Below are 24,482 nucleotides of genomic sequence, written 5' to 3'. Positions count from 1 at the left end.
ACTGCTTCATTGATTCATGGACGAAAGGCATCCGACATCTGTAGTGGGAGGCAAACCATGAAACGCACCGCAATGATTCTCGCCGGCCTGATGGCCTTGGGCTCAACCAGTGCTTTTGCCGAAGGTGGAGCCGAACGCATGCGCTATTACTACGAAAGCCTGCGACTGGCCCAGCAAGAAGCCCTGGGCCACCCCATCCAAAGCATTGAACTGCGGGTTCCGGACGATCAAACCGCACAAATGACTGAAACCTACAGACCGAAATGATCCATGGACGTCTGATTGCAGTTCTAGGTAGAAGACTGTCGGGCGTCCTGATGGACGCCCTTTTTTTGCCTGTTGAATCAGAGGCTCTTGGTCCAGAACAGCATCCGTCCATGGGCCGGGTCGAACATGCCGGCGGCGAAACCGGCTTTTTCATAGGAACCCTGGGCCACGGCATTGCCTTCCAGCACTTCCAGGGTGAGCTTGCAGCAGCCACGTTGACGGGCGATGTCTTCGACCTTTTGCAGCATCTTCTGGCTCAAGCCCAGGCCGCGAAACTTTTTCATCACCGACACATCATGCACATTGACCAGCGGCCGGCAGGCAAACGTCGAGAACCCCTCGAAGCAATTGACCAGCCCGGCCGGCTCGCCACCGACAAAGGCCAGCACACTGAATGCGTGGGGGCGCCGGGCAAGTTCGCCCGGGAGCTGCTCCAGTACATTGGCCGGCAACGGCTGGCCGCCCCCCATCGGGTCCTCGGCGTAGTGGTTCAGCACCAGGCAAATAGCCTCGGCGTGCACCGGATTGGTGTAACTGGCCTGAAGCACAAGAATTTCTGCGGAGTCCATTTCCATCCTCGATCACACATGAAGTAGCCCCCAGCATGTACTCACGCTGAAGTGCCCGCAGACCATAGCGCGAGCAACGTGCCAACGACAATCGCAACCGAGAAAATCTTTGGCCTCAAGCGCCCCAGATCAAGGCTTCCGTCCACCCCAGTTCGGCAAAATCCTCGGCCCGCAAGTGCGACTCACCGCCGCAGAAAAACTCGTCGAGTTGCGGTGGCTGGACCGAGGTGCCGCTGAGCATGGCGTGAATCTGGCCGCGGTGATGGATCTGGTGTTCAAACAAATGGGACAGCAGGCGCAAGCGACTGTCGTGTTGCGGGGTGTCGCGGGCGATGGTCACGATTTTGCCCAGGTCGGCGTCGCGCATCTGCTCGCAGTAGGCGATCAGCCGGCGGTCGACGTGGGCCTGTTCGCCAACCAGGTCCGTTGCCACGAGGAAGGGTTCGTCCTCCTTGAAAAACACCCGGCAATCGGGATGCGGGTCGTCGCCGCGCAGTTCGCGCTCCAGGGCATCCACATAAAACCAGTCACAGGTGAGGATGTGGTTGAGGGTGGCGCGGATCGAAGGGAAGAAGCTGACCCGGGATGCGCTCAGTTCCTGCGGGCTCAACTGACGCCAGGCCTTGGCCAGTCGGTGATTGGCCCAGGCGTTCTGATAGGCCATGGTCAGCAAATGGTGTGACAGGGGCTGATTCATGTTCGCTGCTCCCGTTCAAAACCCGATCAAACTTCGGCAAACCGCTGCAGTTGCATTTCCTGCAATCGACTGAGGGTGCGGCGGAACGGAAATTCCAGATAACCCTCGGTGTAAAGCGATGCCATTGGCACTTGCGCTTCAAGGTACAGCGGCACCTTGCGGTCGTAGCACTCGTCCACCAGGGCAATGAACCGTCGCACACCATCGTCATGCACCGATAACTGCGGCAACTCGCGATCTCCCGCCTCCACCCGCTCGACACCGTCCTCGGTGCCGCGGGCAATGCGCCCTGCGCGTTTCTGTGCGCTGAGGTTGGGCACGTCACTCAACAGGATAGCGCCATAGGTATCGCACAGGGCGATGAAATCCATGGCCGCGAAGGGTTGCTCGCACAGCGCGGCGTAACGGGTCCAGAGCACAGTCGGGCTGGCCTTGACCACCTCAAGGGAACGGTGACCGACCTTGACCGGCTCGCTCGATACTGACTGGCCGACGCTCAACAACTGGAACACTTCACCCAAAGCGCAGGGGTTACCGGGCTCGGCCACCCAATAACGTTGCAAACCGGCCCCCGGATGCAGGCGATGGTCTTCCCCGCCATCCACCGCAATCACCTGCATGTGCTGCTTGATCGCCGCGATGGCTGGCATGAAACGGTCGCGATTGAAGCCGTCGGCGTACAACTGGTCCGGCGGCAGATTGGACGTGCAGACCACTACCACGCCCTGTTCGAACATCACCTGGAACAGGCGCCCGAGAATGATCGCGTCGCCGATGTCATTGACGAACAGTTCGTCGAAACACAGCACGCGAACCTCTTCAGCCAATTCACGGGCCAACGCCTTGAGCGGATCGGCAGTGCCGGTCAGTTGAAACGAGCGTTGGTGCACCCAGCCCATGAAGTGGTGAAAGTGCTGGCGCCGAGCCGGTACTCGCAGGCTTTGGTAGAACTGGTCCATCAACCAGGTCTTGCCCCGCCCCACCGGCCCCCACAGGTACACGCCGGAAATGGGCGCGCGGCCTGCGTGCAACGCTTCGTGGCATTTTTGCAGCGCCCACACCGCATGTTCCTGGGCCTCGTCCTGGACGAAGCCCTTTTGTTCGATGGCATGCTGCCAGGCGCTTAAGGGGGAATCGATAGTCATGGGCGGCAGTATGCCATTGCCCATGGATAACGCGACCGGTGATCGGCAGATTTGTGCAGACAGGAAAAGCACCTTGACGCCTTAGATTACCAGCATCATATTTAATAGATGTTTTAGATAATCTATTAAACCTTGTCGCCATCCCTCTGGAGTCATCCCATGCATTACAAAGTTTTCGGTCGTAAAACCGGCTTGCGTGTTTCCGAACTGGCGCTGGGCGCGGGTAATTTCGGTACCGGTTGGGGCCATGGCGCCGAGCGTGACGAAGCCAGACGGATTTTTGATGGTTATCTGGAAGCCGGTGGCAATTTCATCGATACCGCCAATGGCTATCAGGGCGGGCAGTCCGAGGCCATGCTCAGCGAATTCATCGCCGTAGAACGGGATCGCCTGGTCATCGCCACCAAATACACCCTCGGGACTACACCGGCAGCCGGCATTTCCCACACTGGCAACAGCCGCAAGAACATGGTGCGCGCCGTCGAAGAAAGCCTGAAACGGCTGAAGACCGAGCATATCGACCTGTTCTGGGCGCACATGAGCGACGGCGTCACGCCCATGGAAGAGATCCTGCGCGGCTTCGACGATCTGGTCAGTGCCGGCAAGATTCATTACGCCGGGCTTTCGAACTTCCCCGCCTGGCGCATCGCCCGCGCCGACCTGCTGGCCGAGGTACGCGGTTTTGCGCCGATTGCCGCGATCCAGGTCGAGTACAGCCTTGCCGAACGCACCGCCGAGCGTGAACAACTACCAATGGCCGAAGCCCTGGGCCTGGCCGCGACCTTGTGGTCGCCGCTGGGTGGCGGCTTCCTGACCGGTAAGTACCGCAACAGTGAGGGCGACAACCGTGCGAACAAGCTCGGCGTGCTGATCCACGCCGAAAAAAGCGCCCGCGAAACCGCCCTGCTCGACACCTTGATCGATGTCGCCGCAGAACTGGACGCCAGCCCGACCCACGTGGCCATCGCCTGGCTGCGGGAAAAAGCCAGACGCTCGACCACGGCGCTGATTCCGATCCTCGGTTCCCGGACCCGTGAGCAGCTGGATGCGACGTTGGGCGCGCTGAATGTGCAATTGAGCAGCGAACAACTGGCACGACTGGATGGCGTCAGTGACGTGGCCAAAGGCGTGCCGCACGAATCCATTTCCGGTTCGTTCGCGCGGTTCAGCGGTGGTCAGATCCTCGACCTGCCAATCATTCCGGTGGCCTGACACAAATCAAAACTGTGGGAGCGAGCTTGCTCGCAATGAGGGCGGAACATTCAACATCCATGTCGGCTGATCGACCGCCATCGCGAGCAAGCTCGCTCCCACAGGGTCAGGCGTATTACTTATCGACCTTATGCCTTGCCGCATACAGACACAGCATCTCCATCGCCAGCGTCGCCGCCGCCAGTGAGGTGATCTCCGCGCTGTCATAGGCCGGTGCCACTTCCACCACGTCCATGCCCACCAGGTTGATCCCGCGCAAACCGCCGAGAATCTCCAGCGCCTGCACCGTGCTCAAACCGCCGCACACCGGTGTTCCGGTGCCAGGCGCGAACGCCGGATCGAGGCAGTCGATGTCGAAGGTCAGGTACACAGGGTTGTCGCCGACCCGCGCGCGAATCGCCTCGACTATCGCCTCGCAGCCACGGCGGTGCACCTGCCGTGCGTCGAGCACCTGAAAGCCCTGATGATCATCGTTGGTGGTGCGCAAGCCGATTTGTACCGAGCGCGACGGGTCCACCAGCCCTTCCCTGGCCGCGTGCCAGAACATGGTGCCATGGTCGATGCGCTTGCCCTCTTCGTCCGGCCAGGTGTCGCTGTGGGCGTCGAAGTGGATCAGCGACAATGCCCCGTGCTTTCGCGCATGGGCCTTGAGCAGCGGGTAAGTAATGAAGTGATCGCCGCCAAAGGTCAGCATCGCGCTGCCCGCATTGAGGATGTGCTCGGCGTGGGCTTCGATCATTTCGGGCGTCGATTGCGGCGAACCATAGTCGAAATCGCAATCGCCGTAGTCGATGACTGCCAGATGATCAAACGGGTCAAACGTCCACGGCCAGTGCCGTTCCCAGGCGATCCCGGCCGAGGCGGCGCGAATGCCCCGGGGCCCGAAGCGTGCGCCGGGGCGGTTGCTGGTGGCCGTGTCGAACGGCACGCCACTGACGGCCACATCAACGCCACGCAAGTCACGACTGTAACGGCGACGCATGAAACTGGTGATACCGGCGTAGGTACTTTCAGCGGCCGTGCCATAAAGGCTGTCACGGGTAAGGGCTTGATCGTTCTGCATCGGGACGTCCATTGAAGGCTCCTTCTTTTATAGTTATTGGCGGCTACGGAAAGTGGTCCACAAGCGCGTGCGCAGGCGCATGTCCTTGAGGTTCATGCTGCGGTCGGCGTACAGCCGTTCGCGCACGTCGGCCAGCGGGTAGATGTCCGGATCGGTGCGCACCGCTTCATCCACCAGCGGCGTGGCGGCCTGGTTCGCCGTGGCGAAGAACAAGGTGTTGGTCAGTGCCGCAACGGACTCGGGACGCAACATGAATTCGATAAAGGCGCGGGCGGCTTCTGGGTGCGGCGCGTCCTTGGGAATCGCCAGGTTGTCCTGCCACACGAGGGTGCCTTCCCTGGGAATCCGGTAGGCAATTTCATAGGGTTTGTTGGCCTTGCGTGCCTGGTCGGCGGCCATGCTCGCGTCACCGTTGTAGGTCAACGCCAGGCACACGCTGCCATTGGCCAGGTCGCTGATCTGCCGCCCGGTGGCGACGTACAGCACGTTCGGCTGTAGCTGATGCAGCAACGCCTCGGCGGCTGACAGATCACTCTTGTCCGTGCTGTAGGGATCTTTACCCAGGTAATGCAGCGCCAGTCCGATCACCTCCTGGGGCGAGTCGAGAATGGCGATGCCGCAGTCTTTCAACTTGCTTGCGTACTCGGGTTTGAACAGCAGGTCCAGGCTATTGAGCGGCACGTCCGGCAAGCGCTGCTTGATCGCCTCGACGTTCATGCCCAACCCCAGCGTGCCCCAGGTATAAGGCACGCCATAGCGGTTGCCGGGATCGACAGCGGCGAGTTTTTCCAGCAAGTCCGGATCTAGGTTGGCGTAACCCTTGAGTCCTTCGTGGGGAATCGGTTTCAACGCCCCGGCTGCAAGCCCCCGGGCCAGCACACTGGAGGACGGCACCACCACGTCATAACCGCTGCCGCCGGTGAGCAGCTTGGTCTCCAGTACTTCCGAAGAATCGAAGGTGTCGTAGCGCACATGGATGCCGGTTTCCTGCTCGAACCGCTGCAGGGTTTCGGGGGCCACGTAATCGGCCCAACTGTACAGATTGACCACCTTGTCTTCGGCCTGGGCCGAAACAGCCACGGCGAGCAACAGCGCGGGTAAACACAGCTTGAACATGGGAGCCATGACGAACACCTGACCAGAGGAAGTGGTTGCAGGATGCGTCGTCGGATACATTGGTGAAATATCAAGTTAATTAACCTGACTTTATGACGGAGTAATGTTTGATGCTCGGCCAACTCCATGATCTGGACCTGCAATTGTTGCGTCTGTTTGTCAGCGTGGTGGAGTGCGGCGGTTTCAGTGCCGCCCAGGGTGAGCTGGGCTTGAGCCAGTCGAGCATCAGCCAGCAAATGGCCAAGCTGGAAACCCGCCTTGGCTATCGCCTGTGCAGCCGCGGCAAGGGCGGATTCAAGGTCACCGCCAAGGGCGAACAACTCCTCAGCGCCACACGCACCCTGTTCGAATCCATCGAAGCCTTCCGTCATCAATCCAACGGCGTGGCCGGGCGCTTGATCGGTGAAGTGCGCCTGGGTCTGTCCGAAGCCCTGGATCAATCGGTGCTGCAACGGGTGGCCGAGGCGATCCGGCGCTTCCGTGAGCGGGACGAGTCAGTGCGCATCGAACTGATCAGCGCCATGCCCGGCGAAATGGAGCGCTTGCTACTGCAACAGCGGCTGGACCTGGCGATCGGCTATTTCTCGCAAGTGCAAAGCGCGTTTGACTACCGCCAATTGTTCATTGAAACCCAGCATCTGTATTGCGCCCCCGGCCATCCGCTGTTCACCAACCCGGCCCCCTGCGATCAGGATCTGCAGGCCAGCGACCGGGTCGATCACCCCTACCGTTTCCTGCGCAGTGACGAACCCTTCCAGGGCAAGCTGTGTTCGGCGCGCTCGGAACAAGTCGAAGGCACCCTCGCCTTTATCCTTTCCGGCAAACATGTCGGTTATTTGCCCAGCCACTTCGCCCATGCCTGGGAAAACAAGGGTTTGCTCAGGGCCGTGCGTCGAGGCGACATGAGTTTCGATGTCGCTTTTCATCTGGCCCGGCACCGGGCGCAAGTGGCCGGCGATGCACAAAAGGCATTCGAAGAGGATCTGCTCGCGGCGTTTGCCTGACTACGTCGTGGTCTACGCTGTAACAATACCGGACACTGTCATGCAAAAATGCACAGATAACCTGCACTTATCCGGGTTGTACAAGGCAAATTTGCACTGATACGATCCGCCATCGCTCGCGCGCGAGCATCTTGATAAAGAACAATAAAAGCAGGGAGTTAGTGATGACTGCTCAGGTTTTTTCTCCCGGGACTCAGTCCATGGATGCCATGCAAAACGAAGTGCTGGCCGAGGTTCGCAACCACATTGGTCACCTGACCCTCAACCGCCCCGCCGGCCTCAATGCCCTCACCCTGGACATGGTGCGCAACCTGCACCGCCAGCTCGACGCCTGGGCCCAGGATTCGCAAGTCCATGCCGTGGTCTTGCGCGGTGCCGGGGAAAAAGCCTTCTGCGCCGGCGGCGACATTCGCTCGCTGCATGACAGCTTCAAAAGCGGCGACACCCTGCACGAAGATTTCTTTGTCGAGGAATACGCCCTCGACCTCGCGATCCACCACTACCGCAAACCGGTGCTGGCCCTGATGGACGGTTTTGTCCTCGGCGGTGGCATGGGCCTGGTGCAAGGCGCAGACCTGCGCCTGGTCACAGAGAAAAGCCGCCTGGCCATGCCGGAAGTCGGCATCGGTTATTTCCCGGACGTCGGCGGCAGTTACTTCCTGTCGCGCATCCCCGGTGAACTGGGGATTTACCTCGGCGTCAGCGGCGTGCAGATTCGCGCCGCCGATGCGCTGTATTGCGGCCTGGCCGACTGGTACCTGGAAAGCGACAAGCTTGGCGTCCTGGACGAAAAACTCGACCAGCTCGAATGGCACGATACGCCGCTCAAGGACCTGCAAGGCCTGCTGGCGAAATTCGCCGTGCAGCAACTGCCCGATGCGCCACTGGCGAATTTGCGCCCGGCCATCGACCACTTCTTCGCCCAACCCGATGTGCCGAGTATTGTGGAACAACTACGCCAGGTAACGGTCGCCGACAGCCATGAGTGGGCCGTCACCACCGCCGACCTGCTGGAAACCCGCTCGCCGCTGGCCATGGCCGTGACCCTGGAAATGCTCCGTCGCGGACGCGAGCTGCCCCTTGAACAATGTTTCGCCCTTGAGCTGCACCTGGACCGTCAGTGGTTCGAGCGCGGCGACCTGATCGAAGGCGTGCGCGCCTTGCTGATCGACAAAGACAAGACACCGCGCTGGAACCCGCCCACCCTCCAGGCACTGGACGCCGAACACGTGGCGAGCTTCTTCAGCGAGTTTGACCGGAGCGAGAGCTGAGCCATGCACGATATCGAATTGAGTGAAGAACAAGTCATGATCCGCGACATGGCCCGGGATTTTGCCCGCGGCGAAATCGCGCCCCATGCCCAGGCCTGGGAAAAGGCCGGCTGGATCGATGACGGTCTGGTGGCGAAAATGGGCGAACTGGGCTTGCTGGGCATGGTGGTCCCCGAGGAATGGGGCGGCACCTATGTCGACTATGTGGCCTATGCACTGGCGGTAGAAGAAATTTCCGCCGGCGACGGTGCTACCGGCGCCTTCATGAGCATCCACAACTCCGTGGGCTGTGGGCCGGTGCTCAACTACGGCAGTGAAGAACAGAAGCAGACCTGGCTGGCGGACCTTGCCAGCGGCCAGGTCATCGGCTGTTTCTGCCTGACCGAACCCCAGGCCGGTTCCGAGGCGCACAACCTGCGCACCCGCGCCGAACTGCGCGACGGCCAGTGGGTGATCAATGGCGCCAAACAATTCGTCAGCAACGGCAAGCGCGCCAAACTGGCGATTGTGTTTGCCGTGACCGATCCGGACCTGGGCAAACGTGGCATTTCGGCGTTCCTGGTACCGACCGACACCGCCGGTTTTATCGTCGACCGCACCGAACACAAGATGGGCATCCGTGCTTCCGACACCTGCGCGGTGACCCTGAACAACTGCACCATCCCCGAAGCCAATTTGCTGGGCGAACGCGGCAAGGGCCTGGCCATCGCCTTGTCCAACCTCGAAGGCGGCCGCATCGGCATCGCCGCCCAGGCACTGGGCATCGCCCGCGCAGCGTTTGAAGCGGCACTGGCTTATTCCCGTGATCGTGTGCAGTTTGGCAAAACGATCAATGAACACCAGAGCATCGCCAACCTGCTGGCCGACATGCACATGCAGTTGAACGCCGCGCGACTGATGATCCTGCATGCCGCACGCCTGCGCACGGCCGGCAAGCCCTGTCTGTCGGAGGCGTCACAAGCCAAGCTGTTTGCGTCGGAAATGGCGGAAAAGGTCTGCTCGTCCGCGATTCAGATTCATGGCGGCTACGGGTATCTGGAAGACTATCCGGTGGAGAAGTACTACCGGGATGCGCGGATCACGCAGATCTACGAAGGGTCGAGCGAAATTCAGCGGATGGTGATTGCCCGCGAGCTGAAGAACTACCTGATTTGATGCCCTGTACCTGTAGGAGCGAGCTCGCTCGCGATGGTGGCCAACGATGACGCGGGGTACCTGAATCAACCCGGTGCCCTCAGGTTTTTCGCGAGCAGGCTCGCTCCTACAAGGGGATCTCATAAACGCTGAGATCCAATGTGGGAGCGAGCCTGCTCGCGATGAGGCCGAAAGACCGCTACTTTACTTACCTTGGAACTCAGCCTCACGCTTGGCAATGAACGCCGCCATCCCTTCCTTCTGATCCTGCGTCGCAAACGCCGCATGGAACACCCGACGCTCAAAGCGCACGCCTTCGGCCAGGCTCACTTCAAAGGCACGGTTGACGCTTTCCTTGACCATCATCGCAATCGGCAACGATTTTTTAGCGATCAATGCCGCGACTTTCAGCGCTTCATCCAGCAGCTCATCGCTCGGCACGATACGCGCCACGATGCCGCAACGTTCCGCTTCCACGGCATCGATCAAGCGGCCGCTCAGGCACATTTCCATGGCCTTGGCCTTGCCCACGGCGCGGGTCAGGCGCTGGGTGCCGCCCATGCCCGGCAACACGCCGAGGTTGATTTCCGGCTGGCCGAATCTGGCGTTGTCACCGGCCAGGATGAAATCGCACATCAACGCCAGCTCACAGCCGCCGCCCAGGGCGAAACCGTTGACCGCCGCGATGATCGGCTTGCGGCGGTTGGCCACACGATCGCTGTCGCTGAACAGGTCGTCGATGTAGATCTGCGGATAGGTCAGCTCCGCCATTTCCTTGATGTCGGCACCGGCGGCGAAGGCTTTTTTCGAACCGGTCAGGACGATACAGCCGATGTTCGAGTCAGCCTCGAAGCCGTCGAGGGCCTGGTTCAGTTCGCTGACGATCTGCGCGTTCAACGCATTCAGCGCTTGTGGACGGTTGAGGGTGATCAGGCCAACGCGGCCGTGGGTTTCCAGCAAAATCGTTTCGTAGCTCACAGGGGACTCCTTCTTATAAATTGCGCGAAATGACCATGCGTTGAATATCGCTGGTGCCTTCGTAGATCTGGCAGACCCGCACGTCGCGGTAGATCCGTTCCAGCGGGAAATCGTTGAGGTAACCGTAACCACCCAGGGTTTGCAGCGCCGAGGAGCATACCTTCTCGGCCATTTCCGAGGCGAACAACTTGGCCATCGACGCTTCGACCAGGGCCGGTTTGCCACTGTCACGCAGAGCGGCGGCGTAGTGCACCATTTGCCGCGCCACGGCGATCTGGGTCGCCATGTCCGCCAGGCGGAACGCCACGGCCTGGTGCTCGATGATCGGCTTGCCGAAGCTCTCGCGCTCACGGGCGTAATCGCGCGCCGCTTCGAACGCGGCACGGGCCATGCCCACCGATTGCGAAGCGATGCCGACGCGGCCGCCTTCAAGGTTGGCCAGGGCAATTCTGTAGCCTTCGCCCTCCTCGCCCAAGCGATTGGCCAGCGGCACCTTCACGTCTTCGAAGAGGATCTGGCAGGTGTCGGACGCATGCTGGCCGAGTTTGTCTTCAACCCGCGCGACTTTGTAACCCGGCGAATCGGTCGGCACTATAAAGGCGCTGATGCCACGTTTGCCGGCACTCGGATCGGTCACCGCAAACACGATCACCACCCCGGCATTCTGCCCGGAGGTGATGAACTGCTTGCAGCCGTTGAGCACATAATGATCGCCTTCCAGGCGCGCACGGGTTTTCAGGCCGCTGGCGTCGGAACCGGCCTGGGGCTCGGTCAGCGCAAAGGCACCGAGCATCGCACCGCTGGCCAGCGGTTTGAGGAAGCGCTCTTTCTGCTCATCGGTGCCGTAGTTGAGGATCGGTACGCAACCCACGGAGTTGTGCACGCTCATGATGGTCGAGCAGGCGCCATCGCCGGCGGCGATTTCTTCCAGCGCCATGGCATAGGCCAGGTAACCGGTGTCGCATCCGCCCCACTGCTCCGGCACCAGCATGCCGAAGAAGCCCAGCCCGGCCATTTCGCCGATGGCTTCCTTAGGAAAACGGTGCTCGCGGTCCCACTCGGCAGCGAAGGGCTTCAGCCGTTCCTGGGCAAAGTCCCGGGCCATGTCACGGATTTGTTGTTGGTCGTCATTGGGGATCATGGTGAATCCTTAAATCAAGCTAAATGCGAAACCCTGTGGGAGCGAGCTTGCTCGCGATGGGGCCGTGTCAGTCAACTTTATTGCTATCTGACCCACCGCTATCGCGAGCAAGCTCGCTCCCACAGGGATTGGTGTTGGCCTCAGTAGAGGCATTCCACGGCCATGGCCGTCGCTTCACCGCCGCCGATACAAATCGCCGCAACACCACGCTTCAAGCCTTTCTGGCGCAGGGCCGAAAGCAGAGTCACCAGAATCCGCGCACCGGACGCACCGATCGGGTGCCCGAGGGCGCAAGCACCGCCGTGCACGTTGAGTTTCTCGTGAGGGATTTCCAGATGAGTCATCGCGGCCATGCCGACCACGGCGAAGGCTTCGTTGACTTCCACCAGATCCACGTCATTGAGCGACCAGCCGGTTTTCTTCATCAACTTCTTGATTGCACCAATCGGTGCCACCGGGAACAGGCCCGGGGTGTCGGCGAACGCAGCGTGGCCATGAATCACCGCCAAGGGTTTCAGGCCTTGTTTCTGTGCCTGGGACTGGCGCATCAGCACCAGCGCGGCGGCACCGTCGGAGATCGAACTGGAGTTCGCTGCCGTCACCGTACCGCCTTCGCGGAACGCCGGCTTCAGCGAAGCAATCTTGTCCAGCCTGGCCTTTGGCGGCTGCTCGTCGTTGCTGATCACCACCTGCTCTTTGCCGACCGTCACAGTCAGCGGCACGATTTCGGCCTTGAAGCTGCCGTCCTTGATCGCCTGTTGCGCGCGAGTGGTCGAGGCAATGGCAAACGCGTCCTGGGCTTCACGGCTGAAGCTGTTGGTTTCGGCGCAGTCTTCGGCGAAGGTGCCCATCAGGCGGCCCTTGTCGTAGGCGTCTTCGAGGCCGTCCAGGAACATCGAGTCCTGCACTCGACCATGGCCCATGCGGTATCCGGCACGGGCGCGATCCAGCAGGTAAGGCGCGTTGGACATGCTTTCCATGCCACCGGCAACCACCACATCGGCACTGCCCGCCAGCAGCATGTCGTGGGCCAGAATCGCCGCTTCCATGCCGGAGCCGCACATCTTGTTCAGGGTGGTGCAGCGGGTCGATTTATCCAGCCCCGCGCCTAGCGCCGCCTGACGCGCAGGGGCCTGGCCAAGGCCTGCCGGCAGCACGCAACCGAACAGCACTTCGTCGACGCTATCACTGGCAACACCGGCACGTTCGACGGCGGCCTTGATGGCGGCCGCACCGAGTTGCGGTGCGGTCAGGCTTTTCAGTTCGCCCTGGAAACCGCCCATCGGGGTGCGGACGGCGCTGACGATAACAATTGGATCGTTGGACATTGTCATGACAAATCCTCCTTACTTGGCGGCCATGCGCAAGGCACCGTCGAGACGGATCACCTCGCCATTGAGCATGCAGTTTTCAATAATATGCTTGACCAGCCCGGCATACTCGCCCGGTTTGCCCAAACGCGGCGGGAATGGCACGCCAGCGGCCAGGGAATCGCGGACTTCCTGGGTCATGCCGGCCATCATCGGCGTCTCGAAGATGCCGGGGGCGATCGTCATGACACGAATGCCGAAGCGCGCCAGCTCACGGGCCGCCGGCAAGGTCAGGCTGACAATCGCGCCCTTGGACGCCGAGTAAGCCGCCTGGCCGATCTGGCCGTCGTAAGCCGCGGCAGACGCGGTGTTGATGATCACGCCGCGCTCGCCATCGGCATCCGCTTCGGTCTCGGCAATCGCCGCGGCCGCAAGGCGCAGCATGTTGAAGCTGCCGATCAGGTTGACGTTGATCACCTGGCTGAAACTGGCCAGTGCATGCGGACCTGTCTTGCCGAGAATCTTCTCGCCACGCACGATGCCGGCGCAATTGACCAGGCCATTGAGGCCGCCAAAGGCCTTGACAGTCGCCTGCACGGCAGCTTCGGCCGCTGCTTCGTTGCTGATGTCCGCCACCACGCTTTGTGCACCAAGGCGCTGGGCCTGGGCTGCAACGGCTTCGGCGTTCATGTCCACCAGCATCACTTTGGCGCCAGCGGCGACCAGCACCTCGGCGGTGGCGGCACCGAGGCCGGAAGCGCCACCGGTGACGATAAAAATCTTGTTCTGGATCTGCATCATTATTTCCCTGGATTCAAGCTGGAAGGTTCTTCGCCGTGGCCTCTTGAGCCTTGGCGATTTCCTGGTTGCGCAAGATAAAGCGCTGCAATTTGCCGCTGGGGGTTTTCGGCAATTCGCTGACAAATTCGATTTCACGGGGATACGAGTGCGCCGCCAGACGCTTGCGCACGTGCTGGCGCAGCTCTTCAGCCAACTCGGAGGCGGCGCGGTATTGCGGGCTGAGCACGACGAACGCCTTGACCAGTTCGGTGCGCTCCGGATCTGGCTTGCCGACCACGGCGGCCTCGACCACGGCCGGGTGTTCGATCAGCGCACTTTCCACGTCGAAGGGACCTACCCGGTAGCCGGAGGTGGTGATCACGTCATCACTGCGACCGACGAAGCTGATGCTGCCGTCCGGGTTCCACTCCACGGTGTCGCCACTCAAGTAGTAGTTGCCGACAAAGGCCTTGGTCGGCCCGCCTTCGTAGCCGGCGAACCAGCACATCGGCGACTGGCTGCGGTCGATAGCCAGGATGCCCGGCTGCCCAACGCCGAGTTCCTTGTACTCGTCATCCAGCACCACAATGCGGTGGCCCGGCGAGGCAAAACCGGCGGCGCCCATGTGAATCGGGTGCTCCAGGCCGTGGTGGTTGCACAGCACCATGCCCAGTTCGGTCTGGCCGTAGTGGTCGTGGATGACCACGTCGAGGTTATCGGCGAACCATCGGATCACTTCCGGGTTCAGCGGCTCGCCGGCGCTGCTGACGATACGCAGCTTGCCCTTGATCGACTTGGCGAATTCATCGCCGCCGGCAATCAGCAAGCGGTAGGCCGTGGGCGAACCGGTGAGGTTGGTGATCCCGTATTTGTTGATCACCCGGCAGGTGCTTTCGAGGGTGAACGGGCCATCGTAAAAGGTGATCGGATGGCCCATGGACATCGGCCCCGTGACACCGAAATAAATGCCGTAGGCCCAGCCCGGGTCGGCGACGTTCCAGAAGGCGTCTTCCGGGCGCAGATCCACCGCATCGCGGGTGTAGCTCTGGAACGCTACGATGGCCTTGAGTGGCACCGACAGCGCTTTCGACGGGCCGGTGGTGCCCGAGGTGAACATCAGCAGGAACGGATCTTCGCCGGTCAGCAGCACCGGTTCACAGTCGGCGGAATAGTTGGCCAGTTCGGCCCAGAAACTGAAATCGCCATGCACCAGGCCCTGCCCTTTGGCACCGGTGACAGTCACGATGGTCGGGCAATCGGCGACTTCGGCGAGTTTCGGCCGGTTCACTGCATCGGTCACCACCACTTTGGCGCCAGAGCTGCCCAGGCGGTGCTCGATGGCCTTGGGGCCGAATGCGGTAAACAGCGGTTGATACACTGCGCCGATGCGCCAGGTGGCGAACACGGTGATCAACAGTTCGATATTGCGGGGCAACAGGCCGGCGACCTTGTCGCCTTTCTTCACGCCTTGGGCCAGCAGGTAGTTGGCGAAACGCGCGGCCTTGTCCTGCAAGTCGGTGAAGGTGTACGAAGCACCAGCGCCATCGCGTCCTTCCCAGAACAGCGCGATGCGACCCGGCAAGGCATGCCGGTCACAGCATTCGACACAGGCGTTGAGGGCCGTCAAGTCGCCCGCGAGCGCGGCATCGACGGTGTGCTGATAATTGAACTGAGAAGTAGCAGACAAGTAATCGCGCATTGCCAGAATCCCACTGTGTTTTTTATTAGGTTGGGGGGAACCGTAATCAACAGGGAAATACTCGCTCTGCGCGGGTTACCGGGCAATGGTCAAAGCTATCAAGTTGTCTGACTGCTTTGGCCAAAGCCCGCTGGGCATCAGGAGGTGAAGCGCACCCCGGGCCTGGCGCGTTCGTCCACGATCAGTTCGAACACATCCGGCCGCGCGTAGTGGCCGACCACGTCATAGTCGTAGCGGGCGCGCACCAAGTCGTCGGTGTCGATTTGCGCGGTGAGCAACCCGGCACTGTCGCGCAACGGTCCGGCGAGGATGTCGCCCATGGGACCTACGATCACACTGCCACCGGCAATCAGCGGTCGATCCGCCGGCCAGTTGGCGATGTCCAGGCCCAGGGCCTGGGGCGATGCCTGGACCTGGCAGGCGCTGACCACGAAACAGCGCCCCTCATGGGCAATGTGGCGCATGCTGACTTGCCACATCTCCCGTTCGTCCACGGTCGGCGCGCACCATACCTCCACGCCTTTGGCGTACATCGCCGTGCGCAGCAGCGGCATCATGTTTTCCCAGCACACCAGCGCACCGACACGCCCGACCTGGCTGTCGATCACCGGCAAGGTCGAGCCATCGCCCTTGCCCCAGATCAGCCGCTCGGTGCCGGTGGGCATCAGTTTGCGATGTTTGCCCACCAGCCCGGCCTGCGGATCGAAGTACAGCGCGGTGCAGTACAAGGTGCTGCCGGCGCGCTCGATCACGCCGATCACCAGATTGGCTGCGGTGCGAGCGGAGAGCGCCGCCAGCGCCTCGGTTTCCGCGCCGGGTACATCGATGGCATTGGCAAAATAGCGGGCAAAGGCTTCGCGCCCTTGCGGCAGGCGATAGCCCAATTGCGTACCAAAGCCTTCGCCTTTGGGATAACCGCCCAGCAGCGCTTCCGGCATCACCACCAACCCGGCGCCGGATTCGATGATTGCGTTTTCATAGGACAGGATCTGTTCCAGGGTTTCAGCCTTGCCGCCGGGCAAGGCGCCGATCTGCAGGGCCGCGACAATTGATTTGGCCATCTTGGAAACTCCATTCGCATCAGGTGTTGCTCATTCTCCGGCGTCAGGCAATCATCAATAAAGACCGATTCACTGCTGAATGATATGAACCAAATGAATATCACCGACGTCGACCTCAACCTGCTCAAAGTCTTCGAAGCGCTGCACGAAGAGTCCAGCGCCAGCCGTGCCGCGCTGCGCCTGGGCGTGACGCAATCGGCCGTCAGCGCGGCCTTGCGTCGCTTGCGCGAGCTGTATGGCGATCAGCTGTTCGTGCGCACCGGACGCGGCCTGGCCCCCTCGCTCAAGGCCAATCAGCTCAAACCAGTGGTCAGCGATGCCCTGAACAAATGCCGGCAGAGCCTGGCGATGGTCGATCCGACTGCGCAACAGTACGAAGGTCGCTCGGTCACGGTCGGCATGTCGGATGATTTCGAGATTGCCTACGGCCGGCGGCTGATCGAAGAGATCGCCCGTTGCGCGCCGAAACTGCGGCTGATTTTCCGCCAGACCCACAGCCAGATCGTCGCCCAGGCGTTGATGGAGCGCAGTATTGACCTGGCGATTGCCGCGGGTGGGTTTGCCGAGCGGTTGCTCAGCCGTCAGGTGCTGGGGGAAGGTGGCTATCTGTGCCTGGTGGACCCGTCGAGCCTGGTCGAGGGCCAGCAGAGCATCGGTCTCGAGGAGTTTGTGGCCCGCGAACACATTCTGGTGTCGTCCGGCGGTTTTATAGGGATTACCGATGAGGGCTTGGCAGCGCTGGGGCTCAGTCGGCGGGTGTGCGCCTCGACCACGCATTTTGCCGCGTTGCCGCACTTGCTAAAAGGCAGTCGGGCGGTGGCGACCATTCCGGCCCATGCCGCCCAAAGCATCGCAACGCTCAGCGGGCTGGCGCTGCTGCCCTGCCCCCTGGCGTTGCCGCGCTACCCGATCGAGCTGGGCTGGCGGACCAGCACCCAGCTCGACCCGGTGCTCTTGAAAGTGCGCGAGGCAATCGTCGCGAGTTTCGCCTGACAGCCGTTGTTACTTGTTGGCCGCCATCAGGCGATTGACTTCACTGCGCACCATGTTGGCGTACTCCGGCGGCGACATGCCGTCCAGTTCGGCGCGCACCCATTCGGCCCATTTGCCTTTGCGCTTGGCCCGTTCGCCGAACAACCGCGCAGCCTCACCCTTGGCCTTGCCCAGGTTGTTTTGCCAGAGTTCGAACAGACGGGATTTCTCGTCTTCAAGCGCTGCGCGCTCGGCGAGGGGTTTGTCGGCCAGATTGAAGCTCATGGGAATTTCCTGCTGCGTAAAATAGGCGACATCTTACACTGTAGGACGAAAGGTCCTGCGCCGGTTTTTCAGCAAGATGGCCTCCCCGGGCAAAATAGCTGCAACTTTTCCGACGACGGCAGACTCCATTGTTCACTGTCCACGTACCTGCAAGGAGTACTTCAATGGCCCGCAAAACCGCCGTGCAAGCCGCCGAAGATCAAATCAAGGATCAAGCCTTCAGCGAACTTCAAACGCTGATCGAAGAATCGGAAAAGCTGCTGAAAAGCAGCGCCTCGCTGGTCGGGGAAGAAGCAGAGACCCTTCGTGGACAAATCGCCCTGAAACTCCGACAGGCAGGGGATTCGGTGAGCAGCGTACGCGACCGCACCCTGCCCGCGGTCGAGGCCACTGAAACCTATATCGGCGGGCATCCATGGCAAACCGTGGCGATTTCCGCCGGGTTCGGACTGGTGGTGGGGTTGTTGCTGGGACGTCGCTAAGCACGCGATCTGTCAGCCATGAATCCCCCCTGTGGGAGCGAGCTTGCTCCCACAGGGGTTGCGCAAAACTTTTCCTTTAGAGACCCGCCAGCTCCCGCAAGTTCGCCAGCGTCCGGGCATCCAGCTCAATGCCGTTGGCCAGCGACCTGGCGCGCTGATGATGACGCCGGTCACCCGGCAAACGCTTCAGGCCGACACCGTCCATTTGCCGCACCAGTTCCTGACTGCGCTCGGCAAAGCTTTGCCCCGCCGCCTTGTCCGGATCGATCACGATAAGCAATTGACCAGTCCAGGGGGTCTTGGCGCCAGGGTGGTTCTTCCAGTCGAACTCGAAGGAAAAATTGCCACCGGTCAGTGCCGCCGCGAGCAACTCGACCATCATCGACAACGCCGAGCCCTTGTGCCCGCCGAAAGGCAGCAACGCGCCGCCCTCGAGAATCGCCTTCGGGTCCGTGGTCGGCTGGCCGAGGCTGTCCACGCCCATCCCTTCCGGCAAGCGTTCACCCTCGCGGGCGGCAATTTGCACATCGCCATGGGCAATGGCGCTGGTGGCCAGGTCGAAGACAATCGGCCCGCCCTCGGCCCGCGGTGCAGCGAAGGCAATCGGGTTGGTGCCGAACAGTGGCCGGTCGGCCCCGTGGGGCACCACGCAGGTCATGCTGTTGACCACGCTCAATGCCACAAGACCCTCTTCAGCGAAGGGTTCGACATCCGGCCACAAAGCCGCGAAATGGTGCGAGTTACGGATCGCCAGCACCGCGATGCCGGCACTTCGGGCCTTCTGTACCAGTAACTCGCGTGCCGCCGCCAGGGCCGGCTGCGCAAAACCGTTATTGGCGTCGACCCGCACAAACCCTGAAGCCACATCTTCGACCAGCGGAACGGCCTGGCCATTGACCCAGCCGCTTTGCAGCGTCGAAACATAACCAGGAATGCGGAATACCCCGTGACTGTGCGCGCCGTCGCGCTCGGCACCGGCGCAGTTTTGCGCCAGCACCCGGGCAACCTCGGCCGACGTGCCGTGACGCAGAAAAATCTTCTCCAGCAAAGCGCTCAGCGCTTCGAGTGACAGGTGTGACGGGACCGCGGTAGAGGCGTGATCGTGTGGCGCAGACATCTGAAGCTCCAGACTGATTATTGGAGGGAACAACAGCGTACAAAGACCCGCCGATTAACAACGCGCGGCGTGCGACCTGTCAACCTTTCGCTCAGGGTCGATGAGGTATATCCCTGTCACAAACGCCCGCGACCCGTGCGTTATCTATTTACCACCCGCGTCAACGCACCGGCTTTTAGTCTCGATGCTCAATCCACAGGCGCCATTGAGTGGCACCTAGAACGAGACTCGACGATGTCTACACCAGTAACTCCGCTGTTTTTCCCCGAGGCGCTGATGTCGCGCGGTCTCTGGAGAGAACTTGGCCAAACCCACGGACTGACGCGAAGGGACTTCGAATGGTTCAGCCATATCGAACTGGCCACCCAGGCACTGCGCGACGAGCAGACGCCGCCCATGCTGGCGAAGAAAATCCTGCTGAAAATCCCTGGACTGGAACCCGTGGCGCTGGCCGGCAGTTTTTTGCTGACTGCGACGCCCGATGACAATGGCGTGATTCTCTACACCCCGTACGCGGGAATAAAAAAGTTCGCCGACCGTACGGCCCTGACCGAACAGCTGGTGACGCAACTCAAAGCGGCCGGTGAAGACGACGACCTGCTGGCCTTCATGGCGCTGTCTCAACGCAAGGCCGTGGTGGGCGCCACCGACATCGAACTGGACTTTCAAACCATCGACGGGGACGTGTTCGAAGACCAGCGCAACACCCTCTCCACCCAGCAGCAACTTAACGACCAGGCCCTGCTCGACGAATTGAAAGCGCTGCCGTCCCTGACCTCTCTGCTCGACACATTGCTGAGTCAACGTCTGGCGGCGTCGTTTCCCGGTCTAGATCAGAGCCGGACCCAAGTGAACTTCTACCTGGCTACAACGCCAGAAAATGCGGGCGAAAGCCATCCGGCGCGACGCTGGGTCAACACCCTTTCCCTGAGTGACGCGGTACTCCTGCACTATCGCCATCAGCGTTGGCCATCCGGGCAGTCCCATGAATTTTCCCATCCGGGAAAGTCCCCGGCAAAAGCCGACCAGCCACTCTGGGAAACAGCTGTCACGACAATCTCGCGCCAACTGATCGGCCTGCTGATCGGGCAGCTCGAAGGTTTCTGGGCTGCGGCGAGTACCGAAGGTGCATCGCGTCGCCAGTTCTTCGGCCAGGCCATCGCCGACCAGGCGAGGGTACAACTGCTGCTCAAGCGCGAAGCCGGGATCATCACCCCTGAGCAAAGCCAGGACTTGCACGCGTTGATCTCGACGGCCAGCCGGACGAACAAAGCTATGACGGTCGAAACCGTGCGTCTGTGGGAGTACCAGGCCAACTATGTAGAGTTGGCCGGCTCACTGATGGTCAGCGCCGGCAATGCGTTTCTCTACACGCCCACCGCAGGCCTGCAGGTGCTCGAGAACTATCAGGACTTGTGCGATACGGTGCTGAGCAAGTTCAGTGCGGCCGGTCATGAGGATGAACTCTATGGTCTGCTGAGCCTGGATGAACGCCAGCGTTTCATTGGTTTTGACCGGCCGAATGTGACCGGGGAAGTGATTGGCGGCGCGATCTTCCCCAAGCTCTTCGACGGGATCATCAGCAAGCAACGGCAGAACATGGAATATGCCCTGCAGGTGTTCCGTCACAGTGACGGCAACGTGGACATCCACGCCCTGTTCGACAAGGCGCTGGATATCCGCTCGATGATCAGCGAGCGACTGCTGACGCTGGATGCCGGCGGACGCTGGAGCACACGCCCCGTGTTATCCGGCAATCAGCATCCCTCCACCGTGCTGGCCGATACAGCGGCGGCTTTCGTCAAAACCTTCCGCGACATCGAAACACTGATCAACGCGGACTTTGCAGCACAACCGGTTGCGTCTCTGGCCTTGCAACGGGTCTATCTGGAAAACATGAAACCCCGCCTGGCCCATGCACTTGCCGTTGGCCTGCGTGGCGAGGCCAGCCTGCGGGTGCTTGGCGCAACACTGCGGGATGCGGATCGGGCCATTGTCGAAACAGTCTTCAACCCGGACCAGCCCGACCGGCAAAACCGCCTGTCACTCAAGGGTTTCCGCCCCGATGCCTACTCGTTGACGCTGGAGCGCTCCGGCCAGCAGGATGTCCTGCCCCTGGCCCATTGTCTACTCGTGACCGAGCGTGGCGGACTCGATCCCTCGCATTCCGGCCGGACGATCCTGTGGACGCCCGCCGAGGGCCTGGAAGTCTTTGACACCATCAGTCGTGCACGGCTGGAACTGAACCGCCGCCTGCTCGAGCCGCAGCAACGCCTGGCGCTGCTGGAAAACCTGACCCCGGCCCAGCGCGTCTTTCACCAACGCTACTCACTGGGACCGTTGCGGCTGATTGAAGGGTCTGTGTTGGAACGGGTCGCGCAATCGTCCATCGAGCACTTTTTGGCTCGCTGCGAACACGTACGTACTTTCGACCTGAGCGACACGAAGCAGAAAAAAACCCTTGAAGACCTGACCACAACGGTCCTCAACACCAACCTGGGAAGAGCCACGTCGATTGCCCGGGCGATCAGCCAGCAGCAGTCCCTGCCCGCCTGGCTGGGAATGGCTCCGCTGCAAGAGCAGCGACTGCACCTTGAACTGCTGGAGCAATACCGCCACAGCGTTGTTGAGGACAAAGACTATTTACACGGGACCAAACCCCTCAAGTCGTATGTGCATGAAACGCTGAAATCGTTGCTCGCCAGCCGCTTCCCCGCAACAGCGCTGGACCCTGACAATATCGAAATCACCCCGGACCTGGCCCTGGTCGGCCCCGCCCGGAGCCTCACCGAGTTCGCCTTGCACCACATCAACATTGCGCAAGGCACAGGGTTCAAGGTCGGGTCGGGAACCACTCAAACGCTGCCCCGGAGTCTGGATCAGGCGGCTGTCCGCCAACTGTTGCGATCACTGGACATTGCGCAGAACTACGCCAAACAGGTCACGGACAGCTTGTCGAATCAAGCGACCGACGTCGAAAACAGGATGTTGCGCTTCGTCAAGCAACTGCCCTGGCAACTGCTGCAACACGCGCACGAACTGAAACTGCAGCAACGGCTTTCCGACAGCGCTTTCGATTTGCTTCGGCAAGTATTCGACATGCCGGACGCCATCGCCCGGGCGACCGTAGAAGGTGCTCACGCCATTGCCCGACCATTGGAACTGATCAAGACAACCGGTGCCGCCGCCGTCAAGGCGCTGGGCCTGTACCTGATTGGCCCAGGCACGGGCAAGGCAGGCCCACAAATCCTCTATGCCCCTTACCACCCGGGTGGTTCACCCTTCGTTGAGTTCGACAATGAGGCCAGCGTTGTTTCGGCACTCAACACACCGGGGCCATTGCAGGACATGTTGATACGTCGCCTGCCGAACAGTGAGCAAACGGTGTTTCGCAACCTGTTGGAGTCCACCATCGGCCAGTCGAGCGAAATCACCCTTGCGTCCAACCCCATCGGCGGAAACCTGCTCACCCATTTGTTCCATGACAACACCCAACTGTTGGTGAAGATGCTCGCCAGCCAGTCACACGCTAGCGGTCAGTCGGACTGGGAGGCCGTTAAACACCTGTTCGGCGCCGGCATCGAGCGCATTTCAAGCCTGCTGCCGGGCAAACTCGCGTACGTGCAATTTCTTTGGAAGGCCTACAAGGATGCCCTCAATTCGGCCGAAGCCTTGCAGGACCATCATTGGATGACCGCGTTGCGCGAGTTTATTGCCGGGACGGCGCAAATCCTGTCATTGGGCCGGCTGTCACTTGATGGATGGGGCGAAAGCGCCCAGGAAACCGGCGAAGCCGTTGCTCCACCGGCTGTCACCCCCGTGATCGCTCAACCCTGGTCAAAGATTCGGTCGACAGCAGCAATGCGCACCCGGCTGCAACCGTTCGAAACCACGGTTGAACTCAAGGACCTGGCGAAAAACAGCACTGACGGCACCTATCTGGACGCGGGCAGCAAGAAAACCTACGCCGCCATTGCCGGAAAGGTGTACGGCGTGAACAAGACCGGAGCGGTCTGGAGAACGATCAAAGGCAAGGAAGAAGGCCCCGTGTTAACGATTACTCCTGACAAACAATTGGTCATCGACCCGGATTTCCACACCGTTCACTTCGGCAAAGTCGTCTCGAAAATGCACAATCAGTATGCCAACGCCTATGTTGCGCGGGCGGTCCTGAACATCGAGGCCCGGGGGATGGACGAAATCCGGGCAAAGCATCCCGCTAAAGCCCGCATGATCGTGCAGGCCATCGACATGGCTCGTTATTATGCGTTCAACAGCCTGCACAATCTGGTGCAACTCAGGAAACTCGTCCCGGGCACACGGCTCGATACCTTCCTCAAACAGTTCTTTGATGTTGGTCAGGTCGACAAATCACTGCTCGAAAAAATCAAACAGGCCATCGTCCCCGTCTGCAACGCGCTGGTCGATCCCGATGAAGACTGGATGAACTCGCAACGCTTTATCGTGGGTTCAAGCCGGGACCCGAAGGACAACCTCGTCGCGTTTGTCGTGGACAAGGATCTACAGCGCAATGTGCATTTCACGGAAAAATTCTTCAATCAACAACTCGACTGGTACAAATCCAGCTTGACACAGCCCTTCGATGTCGACGGCCACAGCCAGGCCGCGACCCTGATACACGAATTCGCTCATTTGTTTTCCGGGGCCGTGGACATTGCATACCTTGAGGCCAGGCTGCCGTTCAGCGATCTGGTAGCGTCGGTCACCGGCTATGGCGCGGCAAAGAAACAGTCTCAGCTGGATTTCCAGCGAGAAGCCTTATCGATGAAAACGCCGAAAGAGGAACTGTTCGCACGCTGGAACAGTGGCCTGCAATCCTGGATCAGCCTGGATTCGATTCCGGATTCTTATCACATTGGCAAGGCCATTCTACGGCTGACGGGCAGCCAGACCATGGATAAGGCACGGGAAGCTTTTTTAAACAGGCAGGAATCGAAGTTCCGAACCGATGTCATTTTGCACAATGCCGACTCGATCGCCTTTTTGATCTGCGAATTGGGCCGGCAACTGGACCCGGTGCCGGTCACTCCGACCGCTGAAACCTGACCGCGGCGTAACAACGCGCAGATCCCCGGGTCTGCGCAGCACAACGGTGTTTGACTTGATGTTTTTTTCACGCACCCTATGGATACTGTTTATTCGACAACCGATGTTCCAA

The 24,482-nt window shown here is 60.8% G+C and carries 21 protein-coding genes; 8 read left to right on the top strand and 13 right to left on the bottom strand.

Annotated features, from left to right (window positions below; all coding sequences use genetic code 11):
- The first annotated feature begins 57 nt into the window (after positions 1-57).
- Positions 58-267 (top strand): hypothetical protein, encoded by a 210-nt coding sequence (locus tag PSJE_RS02295; protein ID WP_057714728.1) that lies wholly within the window; start codon positions 58-60, stop codon positions 265-267.
- Between the two features lie 77 nt (positions 268-344).
- Here the strand turns inward: PSJE_RS02295 and PSJE_RS02290 are convergent, their stop codons facing one another.
- From PSJE_RS02290 to zapE, 3 genes are all read right to left on the bottom strand, one after another.
- Positions 345-836 (bottom strand): GNAT family N-acetyltransferase, encoded by a 492-nt coding sequence (locus PSJE_RS02290; RefSeq protein WP_090455372.1) that lies wholly within the window; start codon positions 834-836, stop codon positions 345-347.
- Positions 837-951: 115 nt separating this feature from the next.
- The gene (locus PSJE_RS02285) at positions 952-1,533 is read right to left on the bottom strand and encodes a DinB family protein (protein ID WP_090455374.1); all 582 of its coding nucleotides are present in this window, start codon (positions 1,531-1,533) and stop codon (positions 952-954) included.
- Between the two features lie 26 nt (positions 1,534-1,559).
- Complete coding sequence (gene zapE / locus PSJE_RS02280; protein ID WP_090457879.1) at positions 1,560-2,678, bottom strand: cell division protein ZapE; 1,119 nt, start codon at positions 2,676-2,678, stop codon at positions 1,560-1,562.
- A gap of 159 nt (positions 2,679-2,837) precedes the next feature.
- On the opposite strand from zapE, the gene PSJE_RS02275 reads away from it, so the two are divergent.
- Positions 2,838-3,890: an aldo/keto reductase gene (locus tag PSJE_RS02275; protein ID WP_090455376.1), complete on the top strand. Its 1,053-nt coding sequence runs from the start codon at positions 2,838-2,840 to the stop codon at positions 3,888-3,890.
- Positions 3,891-4,005: 115 nt separating this feature from the next.
- On the opposite strand, the gene speB is transcribed toward PSJE_RS02275, so the two are convergent.
- Positions 4,006-4,965 (bottom strand): agmatinase, encoded by a 960-nt coding sequence (gene speB, locus PSJE_RS02270; protein ID WP_090455377.1) that lies wholly within the window; start codon positions 4,963-4,965, stop codon positions 4,006-4,008.
- Positions 4,966-4,986: 21 nt separating this feature from the next.
- Positions 4,987-6,078: a polyamine ABC transporter substrate-binding protein gene (locus PSJE_RS02265; RefSeq protein ID WP_090455379.1), complete on the bottom strand. Its 1,092-nt coding sequence runs from the start codon at positions 6,076-6,078 to the stop codon at positions 4,987-4,989.
- A gap of 101 nt (positions 6,079-6,179) precedes the next feature.
- On the opposite strand from PSJE_RS02265, the gene PSJE_RS02260 reads away from it, so the two are divergent.
- From PSJE_RS02260 to PSJE_RS02250, 3 genes are all read left to right on the top strand, one after another.
- Positions 6,180-7,073, top strand: coding sequence for a LysR family transcriptional regulator (locus PSJE_RS02260; RefSeq protein ID WP_090455380.1), 894 nt, complete (start codon positions 6,180-6,182; stop codon positions 7,071-7,073).
- 164 nt (positions 7,074-7,237) lie between these two features.
- Complete coding sequence (locus tag PSJE_RS02255) at positions 7,238-8,344, top strand: enoyl-CoA hydratase/isomerase family protein (protein ID WP_090455382.1); 1,107 nt, start codon at positions 7,238-7,240, stop codon at positions 8,342-8,344.
- Between the two features lie 3 nt (positions 8,345-8,347).
- Positions 8,348-9,499 carry an acyl-CoA dehydrogenase family protein gene (locus PSJE_RS02250; protein WP_090455384.1) on the top strand — a complete coding sequence of 384 codons (1,152 nt, stop codon included), beginning with the start codon at positions 8,348-8,350 and terminating at the stop codon, positions 9,497-9,499.
- 183 nt (positions 9,500-9,682) lie between these two features.
- Here PSJE_RS02250 and PSJE_RS02245 read toward each other — a convergent pair whose 3' ends face one another.
- From PSJE_RS02245 to PSJE_RS02220, 6 genes are all read right to left on the bottom strand, one after another.
- The gene (locus tag PSJE_RS02245) at positions 9,683-10,456 is read right to left on the bottom strand and encodes an enoyl-CoA hydratase (RefSeq protein ID WP_057714717.1); all 774 of its coding nucleotides are present in this window, start codon (positions 10,454-10,456) and stop codon (positions 9,683-9,685) included.
- 13 nt (positions 10,457-10,469) lie between these two features.
- Positions 10,470-11,597 (bottom strand): acyl-CoA dehydrogenase, encoded by a 1,128-nt coding sequence (locus PSJE_RS02240; protein WP_090455386.1) that lies wholly within the window; start codon positions 11,595-11,597, stop codon positions 10,470-10,472.
- Between the two features lie 140 nt (positions 11,598-11,737).
- A complete protein-coding gene (locus PSJE_RS02235) occupies positions 11,738-12,931 on the bottom strand; it encodes an acetyl-CoA C-acyltransferase (RefSeq protein ID WP_090455388.1) in 1,194 nt (397 codons plus the stop codon).
- A gap of 12 nt (positions 12,932-12,943) precedes the next feature.
- The gene (locus PSJE_RS02230; RefSeq protein WP_090455389.1) at positions 12,944-13,705 is read right to left on the bottom strand and encodes an SDR family NAD(P)-dependent oxidoreductase; all 762 of its coding nucleotides are present in this window, start codon (positions 13,703-13,705) and stop codon (positions 12,944-12,946) included.
- Positions 13,706-13,721: 16 nt separating this feature from the next.
- Complete coding sequence (locus tag PSJE_RS02225) at positions 13,722-15,386, bottom strand: AMP-binding protein (RefSeq protein ID WP_090455391.1); 1,665 nt, start codon at positions 15,384-15,386, stop codon at positions 13,722-13,724.
- 137 nt (positions 15,387-15,523) lie between these two features.
- A complete protein-coding gene (locus PSJE_RS02220; RefSeq protein WP_090455393.1) occupies positions 15,524-16,447 on the bottom strand; it encodes a carbon-nitrogen hydrolase family protein in 924 nt (307 codons plus the stop codon).
- 84 nt (positions 16,448-16,531) lie between these two features.
- Between PSJE_RS02220 and PSJE_RS02215 the strand changes: the two genes are divergently transcribed.
- Entirely contained in the window at positions 16,532-17,440 is a 909-nt protein-coding gene (locus PSJE_RS02215; RefSeq protein ID WP_090455395.1) for a LysR family transcriptional regulator, read from the top strand.
- A gap of 9 nt (positions 17,441-17,449) precedes the next feature.
- Here PSJE_RS02215 and PSJE_RS02210 read toward each other — a convergent pair whose 3' ends face one another.
- Complete coding sequence (locus PSJE_RS02210; RefSeq protein ID WP_007970091.1) at positions 17,450-17,704, bottom strand: hypothetical protein; 255 nt, start codon at positions 17,702-17,704, stop codon at positions 17,450-17,452.
- A 164-nt stretch (positions 17,705-17,868) separates the two neighbouring features.
- On the opposite strand from PSJE_RS02210, the gene PSJE_RS02205 reads away from it, so the two are divergent.
- Complete coding sequence (locus PSJE_RS02205) at positions 17,869-18,186, top strand: ElaB/YgaM/YqjD family protein (RefSeq protein ID WP_090455397.1); 318 nt, start codon at positions 17,869-17,871, stop codon at positions 18,184-18,186.
- A gap of 76 nt (positions 18,187-18,262) precedes the next feature.
- Here PSJE_RS02205 and PSJE_RS02200 read toward each other — a convergent pair whose 3' ends face one another.
- A complete protein-coding gene (locus tag PSJE_RS02200) occupies positions 18,263-19,303 on the bottom strand; it encodes an Ldh family oxidoreductase (protein ID WP_090455399.1) in 1,041 nt (346 codons plus the stop codon).
- A gap of 234 nt (positions 19,304-19,537) precedes the next feature.
- On the opposite strand from PSJE_RS02200, the gene PSJE_RS02195 reads away from it, so the two are divergent.
- The gene (locus tag PSJE_RS02195) at positions 19,538-24,370 is read left to right on the top strand and encodes a dermonecrotic toxin domain-containing protein (RefSeq protein WP_090455400.1); all 4,833 of its coding nucleotides are present in this window, start codon (positions 19,538-19,540) and stop codon (positions 24,368-24,370) included.
- Positions 24,371-24,482: the final 112 nt, after the last annotated feature.

The sequence above is a fragment of the Pseudomonas jessenii genome (genome assembly GCF_002236115.1).
Taxonomy (GTDB): Bacteria; Pseudomonadota; Gammaproteobacteria; order Pseudomonadales; family Pseudomonadaceae; genus Aquipseudomonas; species Aquipseudomonas jessenii.
Note: the sequence above shows the minus strand (reverse complement) of the source record. Positions and strands in the feature narration are given on the sequence as shown.

What these genes read in the sequence shown, in the direction of transcription:
- PSJE_RS02295 (WP_057714728.1), top strand. Translation starts at nt 58, where the DNA reads ATGAAACGCACCGCAATGATTCTCGCCGGCCTGATGGCCTTGGGCTCA.
- PSJE_RS02220 (WP_090455393.1), bottom strand. Translation starts at nt 16,447, where the DNA reads ATGGCCAAATCAATTGTCGCGGCCCTGCAGATCGGCGCCTTGCCCGGC.
- PSJE_RS02200 (WP_090455399.1), bottom strand. Translation starts at nt 19,303, where the DNA reads ATGTCTGCGCCACACGATCACGCCTCTACCGCGGTCCCGTCACACCTG.
- PSJE_RS02260 (WP_090455380.1), top strand. Translation starts at nt 6,180, where the DNA reads ATGCTCGGCCAACTCCATGATCTGGACCTGCAATTGTTGCGTCTGTTT.
- PSJE_RS02285 (WP_090455374.1), bottom strand. Translation starts at nt 1,533, where the DNA reads ATGAATCAGCCCCTGTCACACCATTTGCTGACCATGGCCTATCAGAAC.
- PSJE_RS02265 (WP_090455379.1), bottom strand. Translation starts at nt 6,078, where the DNA reads ATGGCTCCCATGTTCAAGCTGTGTTTACCCGCGCTGTTGCTCGCCGTG.
- PSJE_RS02195 (WP_090455400.1), top strand. Translation starts at nt 19,538, where the DNA reads ATGTCTACACCAGTAACTCCGCTGTTTTTCCCCGAGGCGCTGATGTCG.
- PSJE_RS02290 (WP_090455372.1), bottom strand. Translation starts at nt 836, where the DNA reads ATGGACTCCGCAGAAATTCTTGTGCTTCAGGCCAGTTACACCAATCCG.
- PSJE_RS02205 (WP_090455397.1), top strand. Translation starts at nt 17,869, where the DNA reads ATGGCCCGCAAAACCGCCGTGCAAGCCGCCGAAGATCAAATCAAGGAT.
- PSJE_RS02275 (WP_090455376.1), top strand. Translation starts at nt 2,838, where the DNA reads ATGCATTACAAAGTTTTCGGTCGTAAAACCGGCTTGCGTGTTTCCGAA.
- PSJE_RS02215 (WP_090455395.1), top strand. Translation starts at nt 16,532, where the DNA reads ATGAACCAAATGAATATCACCGACGTCGACCTCAACCTGCTCAAAGTC.
- PSJE_RS02235 (WP_090455388.1), bottom strand. Translation starts at nt 12,931, where the DNA reads ATGACAATGTCCAACGATCCAATTGTTATCGTCAGCGCCGTCCGCACC.
- PSJE_RS02240 (WP_090455386.1), bottom strand. Translation starts at nt 11,597, where the DNA reads ATGATCCCCAATGACGACCAACAACAAATCCGTGACATGGCCCGGGAC.
- speB (WP_090455377.1), bottom strand. Translation starts at nt 4,965, where the DNA reads ATGGACGTCCCGATGCAGAACGATCAAGCCCTTACCCGTGACAGCCTT.
- zapE (WP_090457879.1), bottom strand. Translation starts at nt 2,678, where the DNA reads ATGACTATCGATTCCCCCTTAAGCGCCTGGCAGCATGCCATCGAACAA.
- PSJE_RS02255 (WP_090455382.1), top strand. Translation starts at nt 7,238, where the DNA reads ATGACTGCTCAGGTTTTTTCTCCCGGGACTCAGTCCATGGATGCCATG.
- PSJE_RS02230 (WP_090455389.1), bottom strand. Translation starts at nt 13,705, where the DNA reads ATGCAGATCCAGAACAAGATTTTTATCGTCACCGGTGGCGCTTCCGGC.
- PSJE_RS02250 (WP_090455384.1), top strand. Translation starts at nt 8,348, where the DNA reads ATGCACGATATCGAATTGAGTGAAGAACAAGTCATGATCCGCGACATG.
- PSJE_RS02225 (WP_090455391.1), bottom strand. Translation starts at nt 15,386, where the DNA reads ATGCGCGATTACTTGTCTGCTACTTCTCAGTTCAATTATCAGCACACC.
- PSJE_RS02210 (WP_007970091.1), bottom strand. Translation starts at nt 17,704, where the DNA reads ATGAGCTTCAATCTGGCCGACAAACCCCTCGCCGAGCGCGCAGCGCTT.